Genomic DNA, 13,380 nt, shown 5'->3' with positions numbered 1-13,380 from the left:
CAATTTACAAACAGGGTTTTAACCTTTTTTAACAAAAAGGATGTCCCGTGACAACTAAAAATTAGATAGCTTTGCATACTTTTTCAGCGGATAGGCAACCCTGTGGACGCAGGTTTGACCAACAGACAGTATATTACTTAGTTACCGCATTATTTATAGATTGTATCATTTAACATATTCACATGAAGTTCGGTGTGGTTATATTTCCGGGTTCTAACTGCGATGAGGATATCATTTACGTTTTAGAACACATAATGGGGCAAGAGGTGGTGCGCCTATGGCACAAAGACCATGATTTGCAGGGGGCCGAATTTATTGTATTGCCGGGTGGATTTTCCTACGGGGATTATCTCCGTTCAGGGGCGATAGCGCGTTTTTCTCCAATTATGCAGGAAATCATCGCCTATGCCAATAAAGGTGGTTATCTGTTAGGTATTTGCAATGGCTTCCAGATCCTCGCCGAGGCCGGGCTGGTTCCCGGTGCACTGCTGCACAACAAACAACGGAAGTTTATCTGCGAGAATGTTTACCTGAAGGCACAAACATCAAATTCCCTAATTACGGCACAATTGGATCTTGACCGAGCCTATAAAATTCCCGTCGCTCATGGTGAGGGCAATTATTTCGTTGACACCGACACTTTGAAGTCGTTAAACGACAACGATCAGGTATTGTTCCGTTATTGTGATGCTGCCGGCAATATCACTGAGGCGGCGAACCCCAATGGTTCTATAGCCAACATAGCGGGCGTGTGCAACCGGGCACGTAATGTATTCGGTATGATGCCACATCCGGAGCGCGCCGCAGATTGCGTATTGGGAAATGAGGACGGATTAGGCATTTTTGAATCTATCCTTCATACTGCACTATCGTAACTAAGTTTATTTATGCAGCACCGCATCCCGAAGCACTCTCATCGTACCATGCATCATATTCTGAAAGTTGTTATTCTCCCCGTTTTTTTCCTGACCTCTACCTTGGTGTATGCGCAGCGCTCAACCACCAGTTCGCCGTATTCTCGATTTGGATTGGGAGAAATTCGCGGTGACCTTTTGCCACAGACCCGTGCCATGGGCGGTATCGCTACTGGCGTCCGCTACCAAAGCGGTTATGGAAATATCAACGTCGCCAATCCTGCCGCGTATTCTGCCCTTCAATTTACTACTGTAGACGTAGGCGTCTTTGGCAATATTACGCAATTAAGCAGGAACCAACGCGCTGAGAACTCTTACAATTTTTCGCTAAGCCACATTAATTTCGGTATCCCACTGGGCCGTCCGGGTGGTCTGAGCTTCGGTATCATGCCGTTTTCCGACGTTGGCTTTAGCTATGCAATCCCTGGTGCAATTGACACCACGGCCATCCGTACCGTATATGCCGGAGCAGGTGGCACGACAAAAGCCTACTTGGGGTATGGCATCGCTATCAACAACAATTTCAGTGTCGGTGCAAATGTCTCTTATATCTTCGGCACATTGGAAAGTATCAATTCGGTCGAATTCCCCAACGACATAGGCGCTTTACATGTACGACAAGACAGTACGCAATATGTAAATGGCTTCAGTTTTGACTATGGCGCCCAGTACTTCCAACTCTTGGGCAATAACGTAAGCCTTACTGTAGGGTACGCTGGTACGGCTGGCACGCCGCTGAACACCCAAGCCTCACGCGTGATCACGCGTACGCCTACGAGCGTTGAAGATGACTTTGAAAACCTGCCCTTAGACTCCATTCATACGTATGAAGGCCAAAAGCAGCGGATCACCATGCCAATGAAACATAGCGTTGGATTCAGCATCGCTAAAGGCAATAAGTGGATGGTGGGAGGAGATGTCAATTACGCAAAATGGAGCAGCTACCGTATCGGTGATCATAATCCAGCGCTCTCCGATAGCTATGGCTTCGCTGTTGGCGGCCAAATTACTCCTGACATCACGTCTGTGAGCTATTTCAATGTCATCGACTACCGGCTGGGGTTTAAATATAATAAGTCATACATCAACATTGAAAACCAAGATATCAAGCAGATGGCACTGACCGTAGGTTTTGGCTTTCCTTTGCCATCGCTGTTTGGAGGTGCATTTTACAAAATCAACTTTTCTTCTGAGCTGGGTCAGCGAGGTACACTCTCGAACAATCTTGTGCGCGAACGCTATATCAATTTTAATTTAGGATTTACCCTGAATGAGCGTTGGTTTCAACGCAGGCGTTATGACTAATACAAATTCTCATGATGGCAGATCATGAACGTGTTGAGTAATAATATTTTACATGTTGCAGCTGCCACGCTTACCGTGGCGGCGGTATTGACTTCATGCGAAACGGACCTGAAAGAGGTTGATCGTATCGCGGCGATTCAAGCCGAGGAACCGGTGGATATATCACAGGGCGTAACCGTCGTCTATAGTGATTCGGCTAAAGTCAAAGCAAGGATGACCGCCCCGGAAATGCGACACTACAATGTAAAAGAGCCGTATTACGAATTCCAAAAAGGCGTAACCATCATTTTCTTTGACGACATCGGCAAAGAAACCCAGCGTATTACGTCGGACTATGCCATCCAAAAAGAGGTGCAAGAACTCACCGAGTTCAGGGGTAATGTCGTGATTACGCGGGCAGACGGGTCAATCATTAAAACAGAGGAACTCATCTACGACCAGAAAGCAAATATATTTTACAACCACGTATCCATTGAAGCGTATTTCAAGGACGGGCGCGGAAACTTCATGGGTTCTTCTTTTCAATCAGACGGCAATTTTGAAAACATCGAGGTACAGAACTCAACGGGGTTGTACATATTTGAGGAAGGGCAGGGTCCAACATTTCGGTAACGACCAGTGCTCCAAATCCCTTAACAGCTGCGAATGAGATGATTTATTGAAGTTTTTATTCTTTTTTTGATAAAAATCGTATCTTGCGCCTCATTTTGAAAAAGGCGGGGGACAACCACCTGAAAACAAGATTTGACATAATAAATAACAGCTTAACAGAAACAGTTTTATACAGGCTATGGGATTAATGAATTATTTGCGCAACCGTGCGGGAGTGATTATCGTTGTTTTTATCGGTTTCGCGATTTTTGCGTTTTTGTTGGGAGACGTAATTAACTATGGGACACCATTTTGGGCGCGCCATCAAAACCAAGTTGGCAGTATTAATGGTGAATCTATCGACATTAATGAATTCAATGCGCAAGTAGACCAGACCTCAGAGATGTTTCGTCAACAAATGGGAGGAGGTACACTGAGTCCGCAGATGAGATCATGGGCCGTACAACAGGTATGGGGCCAATACCTTAATCGCGAGTTATTGAAGCGTGAGGTGGAACGAATCGGACTTGCTGTAGGACGGACTGAATTGAATGACCTTGTACAGGGCGACAATCCAGCTATGCAAATCCAGCAAGCTTTCCGAAACCCGCAGACCGGGCAATTCGACCGCGCTCAACTTACCTCCTTCATTTCTCAGGTAGGTACACTTCCGCAAGGCCACGAGGCTCACGGTCAATGGGAGGCTTTATTGCAAAATGTCATTGACGAACGGTTAAGTGCTAAGTATACCAACCTGATAAACAACAGCATTTATATAACTTCACTGGAAGCTACTGAAGAGTACAATCAACGAAACAAGTTGGCTAATTTTGAGTATGTGCTTTTGGACTACGACAGTGTAGCGGACAGCGCCGTAACCGTTACTGAGCAAGATTATAAGGAATATTACAACGAAAACAAAGGTGTATTTAAGAACCCTGAAGAAACCCGTAGCCTTGAATTTGTTGTCTTCGATGCAAGTCCAACTGCACAGGATACCGCACGGGTACGAACAACCATCGACGAGTTGAAAGCGCAACTCGCCGAATCCACTACAGATTCCTTGTTCGCTGCAGTCAATTCAGACACCAAATATCCATACATCTTTCGTAAACAAGGCGAATTCACGCCTGCACTAGATACATTGGTGTTTAATGCACCGTTGGGCACCGTAGTTGGCCCCGTACTTTCCAACGGCCGGTTTGAAATTGCCAAAATAGTGGAGACGAAGGTTGGCCCTGATTCGGTAAAAGCCAGCCACATTCTGCTTAACCCGGCTACAGAGGGCGGAACGGACCGCGCAAAAGCGAAGGCAGACTCCATTAAAGGACTCATTGAAAAAGGCGAGAGCTTTGCTGCATTGGCGGTACAGTTCAGCGTTGACGAAGGAAGCAAAATTAACGGCGGGGAACTCGGCACGTTTGGACGGGGACAGATGGTCCCTGCTTTTGAAAACGCCGCTTTTGATGCTCGCAAAGGAGACGTTGTCATAGCTACGTCTCAATTCGGCATCCATATCATCAAAGTAGAGGACCAAATAGGCTCATCCCGTGTGGTGAAAGCCGCCATCATTGACAAACAAATCAATAGTGGCCGGGAGACGATGGATGCCGCTTATAGTAAAGCTAACCAATTTTTCGGAGCGCTCCGTTCAAACAATTTTCAGGAGACCGCTACACAGCAAGGGCTATCCGTATTGAAGGCCAATGATATCACGGCGATGGAAACGATGTTGAGCGGCACTGAAGTACCCCGTGAGCTTGTTCGTTGGGCATTTGAGGCTGACAAGGGCGATGTTACGGACAAAGTGTACGAATCTGACACAAAATATATCGTCGCGCGGGTCACTGATATTCACAAGAAGGGCCAATTGCCGCTGGAGGCTGTCAAAAGCGATATCGAAAGCGTAGTACGCAACCGGGTAAAAGCCAAGAAGCTGATCGCCCAAGCAACGGAAGCTGCCAACGGCGCCACTAGCCTTGCTCAAATTGGCCAGAAATTAGGTAAGACACCTACGCTGGCGGAGAACATTGTATTCGCAAACCCAGTAATACCAGGAGTAGCGCAGGAAAATGCCGTTGTTGGTACCGTCTTTGGATTACAACCTAAGCAGCCTTCCAAACCCATAAGAGGCTCCCAAGGGGTGTATATTGTTGAGGTCACCGGATTTGTCAATCCAGCTGCTCCGACTGATTTGAGTGCTCAAAAGCGCCAAATGACACAGTCGCTGGCTCAGCGCACCTGGTCGCTAGCGTTCCGTGCGCTGCAAGATAAAGCTGATATTGAGGACAACCGAGCGAGGTTCTTTTAGTAAATCTGCATCGAACGTTATTTTTCGTAACTTTGTATCCGGATAGCGGCAGACGTTATCCGGATTTTTTATGATTATGGAAATACAGGAAACTATCGTCAATAAAGTTGCTCAAAGTGGCTTGGTCACCGTAGACCTTGCTCATTTTGCTCCCCAGGGCGATCGGGTGCTCTACGATATCAAAGACAATTTATTTCATGGACTCATCCTGCGGGAAAAGGATTTCAGGGAGTTTGTCAAAACCCATGATTGGGCGCAATATACGGGAAAATATGTGGCCATTACCTGTACGGCGGATGCGATTGTTCCGACATGGGCCTATATGCTATTGGCTAACCGTCTGGCACCTTATGCTGAAGAGGTTGTTTTTGGGGATCTCGCCACGATGGAAACCCTGCTATATGAAAGAGCATTAGCACATGTAGACATGGAAGTATACCGGGACCAGCGTGTGGTGGTCAAAGGGTGTGGTGATATCGAGGTTCCCGAATCGGCCTTTGTCAAATTTACCGCTATGTTGAGTAAAGTCGCGAAAAGTATCATGTATGGCGAACCGTGTTCTACCGTACCGGTATTTAAGCGTAAGGCGTAAACGTATGGTTAAAAGCGGCATTTTATTTGTAAGGAATAGCGCATGAAGAGAACGCTCGCCTTTATCTGCTTTTGCTTTGGCGTGGCGCTGTTTGCCAATGCGCAATCTCTCCCCTATCTAAAAGAATCTGCTTTCAAAGCAGGAGAGGAGCTCCGTTACCGGCTACGCTATGGCGTGATATCTGCCGCTACCGGTACGTTGACTGTTGAAGATTCAAAAATCAAATTCAGCAGCCCTCACAGTTTTCACCTTTCGGCAAGGGGGCGTACATCCAATGCATTCAGCATTTTTTACACGGTAGATAACCGGTATGATTCATATATCGATTCCCGAACGTTTTTACCGCATTATTATACAGAAAATATTCGGGAAGGTAATTATCGCCGCACAGATATCGTCCGTTTCGACCATCGGAATCGCACAGTACAGGGAAATAAGGGAACATTCAAAAGCGAATCCGCCCAGACATTCGATTTGCTTTCTGCTTATTACTTCTCGCGAAACCTGGACTTATCCAACGTCAAACCCGGGCAATCATTTACCATGACCTATTTCCTGAATGATGAAATTGCCACGCTTGGTATTGAATACGTTGGTATTGAGAGCGTGAAAACACCGTTAGGCACGCTCGAATGTTTGAAATTCAGCCCCGAAATCACTCCCGGAAGGATATTCAGGAAAGATAGCCGGCTGTATTTATGGGTCACCAACGATGGGAACCGCATCCCGGTAAAAGCACAAGTGGAAATATTGATAGGCTCCGTTACGTTGGAGCTGAGCGAGGCCACAGGATTGAAGTATCCATTAGGACAAAAAGTGCAGGGTGTATCCAAATAAAGTGAATCGACCATGATGATTGAAGTAGGCTCCGTATTGGTCAGTGAAGAATTGGTTAAAGAAGAATTTGTATGCAACCTGAGCAAGTGCCGCGGTGCATGTTGCGTGGAAGGCGACGCTGGTGCTCCGTTGCAAGAAGACGAATTGGCTGTACTGGACGGTATTTATCCCAAGGTGAAACCTTATATGACGAAAAAGGGCATTGCCGCGGTCGAAGAATTCGGCACGCACGTCGTCGACGCCGACGGCGATCTCACGACACCTTGTGTAGATGGCCATAAAGAATGCGCCTATGTGACTTGGGAAAACGGCATCACCAAATGTGCTATTGAAAAGGCGTACGAAAAAGGGGAAATCAGTTGGAAAAAACCTATTTCCTGCCACCTCTACCCTATCCGTACTACGGCATACCCTGAGTTTGACGTACTGCACTATGACCGCTGGCACATTTGCCAACCAGCTTGTGCCCTTGGCCGGGAACTCCAGATGCCCGTGTATACGTTTCTGAAAGACCCGCTTATCCGCAAATATGGCCAGGAATGGTATGACGAGTTGGAAGAATCGGTAGCCCTGCTATAGGTTATGAAAATATCTTAGTATCTTGCGCCGGTTTTTAATCAACAGGTTTTATCCGTGGCTGCCGACCGTTTTACATGCTCAAACTAAGCGAAATACAGAAACCCATTGCCGCCGAATTGGCAATTTTCGAGGACAAATTCAAAGAATCGATGCGCAGTTCGGTTCCTTTGCTCGATCGTATCACGCATTATATTGTCAAACGAAAAGGCAAACAAATGCGCCCCATGTTTGTCTTTTTTTCGGCAGGGCTCTGCGGGGCCATCAACGACGCCACACACCGGGGAGCTGCGTTGGTTGAGCTTTTGCATACCGCAACGCTGGTGCATGACGACGTAGTGGATAATGCCAATGTACGGCGGGGTTTTTTCTCAGTAAACGCATTGTGGAAAAACAAGATTGCCGTGCTCGTGGGTGACTTTTTGCTGGCCAAAGGACTGTCGCTCTCTATCCGCAACAGCGATTTTAAATTGCTCGAAATCGTTACCCATGCCGTTGAACAAATGAGCGAAGGCGAACTGCTCCAGATTGAAAAAGCCAGACGCATGGATATAGAAGAACCCGTGTATTTCGAGGTTATCCGGCAAAAGACCGCCTCCCTGATTGCTTCATGCTGTGCATGCGGCGCGGCGTCGGCAGGTTCCGATGGTTCAACCGTCAATAAAATGCACTTGTTCGGCGAAAAGGTAGGCATAGCCTTCCAAATCAAGGATGACCTTTTTGACTTTGGGATTGATGACGTAGGAAAGCCGTTGGGAAATGATATTAAAGAAAAAAAGATCACCCTACCGTTGATTTATGCATTGAAACAAGTAAGCAAGTCTGAAAAGCGTTATATCATCAATTTAGTAAAAAATCACAACGAAGATCATCAAAAGGTGAACGAAGTGATCGCCTTTGTCAAAGCCAATGGCGGCATGGAATATGCTACTTCGCAAATGCTGACCTATCAACAGGAAGCCTTTGACATCCTCGCCCAGTTCCCGTCCAGTCCATATCGAGACGGGTTGGAGCAACTTGTAAGATACACAACTGAACGAAATAAATAACCATGAGTCACGAAATCCTGTTCTTTGGAGGTTTTCTACTTTTTATCATACTAATGCTGGCCATAGACCTGGGCCTCTTCAGTAAAAGTAATAAACCGGTGAGCTTTAGACAAGCTGCGATAATGAGTGCGATATGGGTGACCTTTGCCCTCGGCTTCTACGTGGTTTTACGGATATGGGGCTACGAACTCCATGATATCCAAGATTTCGATCGGTTAACGGAGATAACAAAACGACACCTCCATAATATCCGGTTGATACCAGGTGATTTTGAAGCCAGCCTTGCGTTGTATAATAAGAACCTTGCGCTCGAGTACATCACCGGATACGTGGTAGAATACGCCTTATCAGTAGACAACATCTTTGTCATGGTATTGATTTTTACTTCTTTCGGGGTGCCGGCACAGTATTACCATAAGGTATTGGTTTGGGGCATCATTGGTGCTATCGTGCTGCGCTTCCTGTTTATTTTTTTGGGGGCAGCGTTGATTAGCCAGTTTGGATGGATCCTTTACCTTTTTGGCTTCTTCCTGGTCTACACCGGAATTAACATGTTTTTACATCGCAGCGAAGAGGAAGAAATTGATCCCAAAAACCACAAGGTGGTCAAATTTGCTTCTAGGTATTTTTCCGTGTATCCTACATTCGTCGGCGGCAAGTTCTTTCACAGGGAAAACGGAAAAAAATACATCACGCCACTCTTTTTGGTGCTATTGGTCATCGAGTTTACCGACTTGATATTTGCTGTAGATTCCATTCCGGCTATTTTTGCCGTCACGAAAGATCCCTATATTGTCTTTTTCTCCAACATTTTTGCCATTCTGGGATTACGTTCCATGTTTTTCCTGCTGGTCAATATTATCCACAAATTCCATTACCTAAAAACTGGGCTTTCCTTTCTCCTGGTGTTTATCGGTGCGAAGATGCTGCTCCATCACTGGCTTGACGACTGGGGTTTCACCACTTCTCATTCACTGATTATCATCATTTCGATATTAGCCGTCAGCGTGGTCGCATCACTTATTTTTCCTAAAAAAGAAAAGCAACACCCTAAAAATGAAGCTGGAAAAAACGCGTTTTAAAGTAAAATCGTACATTCGTGCGTCAAAGCTAATCAAACACATGCGTATCAGTTATATAATGAAAAAAGGCAGCTTTACCTTGCTGCTATTCACCTGCCTGCTTAGCAGACATAATTTATTTGCACAGCAACAGGCTGACTTGGAAACGGCATTCAGGCAGATTAATGCCGAAGTGTTGAGCCATTCCGAGGCTTATGTCCGTCTTGGTGAGTCGATACAACAAATCGGCCACCGCCTCACCGGCTCACCCAATGGCGCCAAAGCCGAGCAATATGTGTTTGACTTGCTTAAAGCCTACGGATTTGAAGAGGTGGCTTTTCAACCATTCGCCATCAACGGCTGGGCCCGTGAAAGTCTCGATCTGCGAGTAGGGTCGCCAGGAAATCTGCAACCGGTAAAAGCAGTCGCATTGGCCAGCACGCCTGTGTCCGCCCAGGTCTCTGGCGAACTGGTGGATATGGGCAATGGATTGGAGAGTGACTATGCAGCCAATCCGGAGCGGGCTCAGGGAAAGATCGTCCTTGCGGCACTACATTTGCTTCCCAATTCACCCCAGGGCACTAAAAATTTACACCGATCTGCCAAAGCTGCGCTTGCCATAAAATATGGAGCCAAGGGCATCATTCTATTTAATAGTGTGGCCGGTGGCACGTTACTCACTGGGACAGCCTCCATTACCGGAGACCTGCTGACTATTCCCGCACTATGCGTTGGACTTGAAGAGGGCAATAGGCTCAAAGCCCGCATTGCCGAAGGCCGGCAGGAGGCGACCATCGAGATGAAGAATAAAGCAGGCAAGATGCAAGCCCGCAATGTAATCGCCCGGATTACCGGCAGCGAATTGCCCAATGAGAAAATCGTAGTGGGCGGCCATTTGGATAGCTGGGATCTCTCCCCAGGCGCGGTAGACAATGGTTTAGGAGCTTTTTCGGTACTTGATATGGCGCGGACGTTTATGGCTTTGGGTATCAAACCGAAGCGCACTATCGAATTTGTGCTGTTCATGGGTGAGGAACAGGGACTACTTGGCTCAAAGGCCTATGTTCAACAGGCTATGAGCAATGGCACACTCGACCAAATCCGTTTCATGCTCAATTTTGACATGACCAACGACCCAAAGGGCTTTTATGCAACACTTGAGGGAAACAGGGCGCTATTTGAAGAAATCGGCCATAGCGCAGCTCGGATTGACACAACGTTTAAAGGTACGTTTTCAGCTACCGCTGGACTTTACAGCGACCACCAGCCGTTTATGTTGCAAGGCATTCCCACAGGAGGGGCAGACGGCAGCACATTAAGTCGCGAAGCACTCAATTGCTACCATGCGGATTGTGACGTCTTTGAGTTGGTAAACGAACAGCAGATGAAAAACACGGTGCGGTTTTGCAGTATGCTGGTATATGGTTTGGCCAATACCAATGAAATCCCGGTCAAGCGACTTTCTGATGCTGAAGTCAAGCAATTGATGGTCGACAACAACCTGGAAGAGGCGTTACGTTTAGGAGGAGACTGGCGCTGGGACTGAAGTAACAGTAAGCGTTAAGCTTACTGCCTTAAAACAGTATATCCCTTATCGCGGGCGTCCTGTCAAATACACGTTTAGCGTAAGTACACAACGGCATAACGCGAAGACCGTTTTCCCGTGCAAAAGACACGCCCGCCATCACCAATTGCTTGCCTACTCCTTTACCTGAAAAGTCAGGATTCACCTCGGTGTGATCAATGATAAACTTATTGCTGCCCGCCCAAGTATAAGTCATAAGACCGACTTCCTCGCCATCAATGATTGCCCTGAATAGGCCTTTTTTGCCGTTATCGTCCCGTTGAATTTCCATGTTGTTATATATATTTATACATTGCCAGCATCATCCCATATGTCACTCAACATAAGGCGTTCCAGTATTCTGGAATAGAAAGGCCCACTTGTCTGCCTGTTCGGCAATGACCATGGCCGTCGGTTTGCCCGCCCCATGCCCTGCTTTGGTTTCAATACGGATCAATACCGGATTTGATCCCGCATGGTATGCTTGCAGGCGCGCCGCAAATTTAAAGGAATGAGCAGGCACGACACGATCGTCATGATCTGCCGTAGTAACAAGCGTAGCAGGATAGGCCGTACCTTCCCTTAGCGCGTGGTAAGGTGAATACGCATAGAGATACCTGAACATCTCCTCATTATCGTCGGCCGTACCATAATCGTACGCCCAACCTGCGCCTGCCGTAAATTTGTGATAACGCAGCATGTCCATCACGCCCACAGCAGGGAAAGCCACCTTAAATAGTTCAGGCCGTTGTGTCATAGCAGCCCCCACAAGCAGCCCGCCATTCGAACCGCCTGCAATGCCAAGTTTTTCCGGCGATGTGTATTTTTCGCTGATCAAGTATTCGGCCGCCGCAATAAAATCATCAAATACATTTTGCTTTTGGAGCTTAGTGCCTGCAAGGTGCCATTTCTCGCCATACTCACCACCGCCCCTCAGGTTGGCCACGGCATATACACCACCCTGTTCGAGAAGAATAATGTTTGAAGTACTGAATGACGGCGTAAGACTGATGTTGAAGCCACCGTATCCATACAGTAAGGTTGGATTATTACCATCCAATTCCAGCCCTTTTTTGTGGGTGATGATCATGGGCACCTCGGTTCCATCCTTGGACGTATAAAACACCTGTTTGGACTCATATTGGGTTGGATCGAAATCCACTCCCGAAGCTTTATATAATGTCGATTTGCCCGATGCGATATCATACTTAAAAATCGTGGGCGGATACACGTAAGAAGTAAACGAATAATACAGTTCCTTATCTTCCGCCTTAGCGCCAAACCCGCCAACCGACCCCACATCCGGCAATTCGATGGTGCGCTCCAGCTTACCGGTCCGATCATATTGCTGCACCAAAGATGTGGCATCCTTGAGGTAATGTGCAAATAGCTTGCCACCGCCGGTCCTTGGGCTAAGTACGTTATCCGTTTCTGCAATCAAATCCACCCACTTTTCAGGTCGGGGATCCTCCGCGTTTACCGTGACGATTTTCCCATTCGGCGCATTAAGATTAGTGTAAATAAACAACTTATTGCCGTCATTATCGATAACGGCATGGTCTTTTTCGAAATTATCTACCACATTTACTATTGGGCTTTCCGGTTTGGATAGATCCTGAATATACAACTCCCCTCCACTCGTTGTATTCGCTGCCGAAATAATGAGAAACCGCTCATCCTCTGTTAGGTATCCGCCGACATAACGTCGTGGCGTGCTGGATCCTCCAAAAATGAGTATATCTTCGTTTTGGGGTGTATTAAGCCGGTGGAAATACAGCTTATGCTGGTCGGTAATACCAGAAAGTGTGCTTCCGTCCTTCGGCTTGTCGTAGCTGCTGTAGTAGAATCCTTCATTACCCCGCCAGGCAAGGCCGCTAAACTTCACATCGACCAAGGTGTCGCCAATTACGGTTTTATCGTCTGCCCGAATCGCTACGACCTTCGTCCAATCGGACCCGCCCTCCGAAATTTGGTAAGCAACCAAGCTTCCATCTTTGCTGAATGCGATACCAGCTAAAGAAGTTGTGCCGTCTGTCGAAAACTTATTGGGATCAAGGAAAACCTCTACTTCGCCGTCTTCCCCTTTTTGGCGATACAGAACACTTTGGTTTTGCAAGCCGTCGTTTTTGTAAAAATAAGTATAATCCCCTTCCCTGAACGGTGCAGAGAATTTTTCATAGTTCCATAGTCTCTCCAACCGTTTATAAATTGCATCACGGTAGGGAATCTGTTTGAGATAATTATTCGTGACTTCATTCTCTGCATCCACCCAAGTTTTCGTATCGGCTGCAGTATCATTTTCGAGCCAACGGTACGGATCAGGCACTGGGACACCAAAATGATTAGTTACCACATCGCCTTTTCTAGTCTCCGGATAGGGTAGTAATGTAATCGCTGGGGCAGGATCAATGGTCTTTTGGTTTTGACAGGCTGTCACCAGTGTGGCCAGCACAAGGATGTTGACGTTTTTGTTCATACGGAATGGTTTAAATCCATCGTGGATTCCTTTACTACAAACGTAGATAAATTGTGCTTGATTTGCAAATAGCGGGCGGCATTCCGGCATACGGAAGCCCGCGA

General features: G+C 46.9%; 12 protein-coding genes. 10 read left to right on the top strand and 2 right to left on the bottom strand.

Features of this window, described 5'->3' with window-relative positions:
- Positions 1-182 precede the first annotated feature (182 nt).
- The 10 genes from purQ to B5X72_RS13885 all read left to right on the top strand — a co-directional run bounded on the left by purQ (position 183) and on the right by B5X72_RS13885 (position 10,782).
- Positions 183-875, top strand: coding sequence for a phosphoribosylformylglycinamidine synthase subunit PurQ (gene purQ / locus B5X72_RS13930; protein ID WP_079717530.1), 693 nt, complete (start codon positions 183-185; stop codon positions 873-875).
- A gap of 12 nt (positions 876-887) precedes the next feature.
- Positions 888-2,219, top strand: a complete 1,332-nt coding sequence (locus B5X72_RS13925; protein WP_139378698.1) for a BamG family beta-barrel-assembly machinery protein — start codon at positions 888-890, stop codon at positions 2,217-2,219.
- A 24-nt stretch (positions 2,220-2,243) separates the two neighbouring features.
- Positions 2,244-2,831 carry an LPS export ABC transporter periplasmic protein LptC gene (gene lptC, locus B5X72_RS13920; RefSeq protein ID WP_079717528.1) on the top strand — a complete coding sequence of 196 codons (588 nt, stop codon included), beginning with the start codon at positions 2,244-2,246 and terminating at the stop codon, positions 2,829-2,831.
- Positions 2,832-3,018: 187 nt separating this feature from the next.
- On the top strand, positions 3,019-5,121 hold the full coding sequence (locus tag B5X72_RS13915) for a peptidylprolyl isomerase (protein ID WP_245826939.1): 2,103 nt from the start codon (positions 3,019-3,021) through the stop codon (positions 5,119-5,121).
- Between the two features lie 76 nt (positions 5,122-5,197).
- Positions 5,198-5,713, top strand: coding sequence for a DUF2480 family protein (locus B5X72_RS13910; protein WP_079717678.1), 516 nt, complete (start codon positions 5,198-5,200; stop codon positions 5,711-5,713).
- Between the two features lie 42 nt (positions 5,714-5,755).
- Positions 5,756-6,550, top strand: coding sequence for a DUF3108 domain-containing protein (locus B5X72_RS13905; RefSeq protein ID WP_079717526.1), 795 nt, complete (start codon positions 5,756-5,758; stop codon positions 6,548-6,550).
- 15 nt (positions 6,551-6,565) lie between these two features.
- Complete coding sequence (locus B5X72_RS13900; RefSeq protein ID WP_079717677.1) at positions 6,566-7,129, top strand: DUF3109 family protein; 564 nt, start codon at positions 6,566-6,568, stop codon at positions 7,127-7,129.
- Positions 7,130-7,203: 74 nt separating this feature from the next.
- Entirely contained in the window at positions 7,204-8,175 is a 972-nt protein-coding gene (locus B5X72_RS13895) for a polyprenyl synthetase family protein (RefSeq protein ID WP_079717525.1), read from the top strand.
- A 2-nt stretch (positions 8,176-8,177) separates the two neighbouring features.
- Positions 8,178-9,257: a TerC family protein gene (locus B5X72_RS13890; protein WP_079717524.1), complete on the top strand. Its 1,080-nt coding sequence runs from the start codon at positions 8,178-8,180 to the stop codon at positions 9,255-9,257.
- A gap of 58 nt (positions 9,258-9,315) precedes the next feature.
- The gene (locus B5X72_RS13885; RefSeq protein WP_139378697.1) at positions 9,316-10,782 is read left to right on the top strand and encodes a M20/M25/M40 family metallo-hydrolase; all 1,467 of its coding nucleotides are present in this window, start codon (positions 9,316-9,318) and stop codon (positions 10,780-10,782) included.
- Positions 10,783-10,810: 28 nt separating this feature from the next.
- On the opposite strand, the gene B5X72_RS13880 is transcribed toward B5X72_RS13885, so the two are convergent.
- Both B5X72_RS13880 and B5X72_RS13875 read right to left on the bottom strand, forming a co-directional pair.
- Positions 10,811-11,092: a GNAT family N-acetyltransferase gene (locus tag B5X72_RS13880; RefSeq protein ID WP_079717523.1), complete on the bottom strand. Its 282-nt coding sequence runs from the start codon at positions 11,090-11,092 to the stop codon at positions 10,811-10,813.
- A gap of 42 nt (positions 11,093-11,134) precedes the next feature.
- On the bottom strand, positions 11,135-13,276 hold the full coding sequence (locus B5X72_RS13875; protein WP_079717675.1) for a prolyl oligopeptidase family serine peptidase: 2,142 nt from the start codon (positions 13,274-13,276) through the stop codon (positions 11,135-11,137).
- Between the last annotated feature and the right edge of the window lie 104 nt (positions 13,277-13,380).

It is taken from the genome of Parapedobacter luteus (assembly GCF_900168055.1).
Classification (GTDB): domain Bacteria; phylum Bacteroidota; class Bacteroidia; order Sphingobacteriales; family Sphingobacteriaceae; genus Parapedobacter; species Parapedobacter luteus.
Note: the sequence above shows the minus strand (reverse complement) of the source record. Positions and strands in the feature narration are given on the sequence as shown.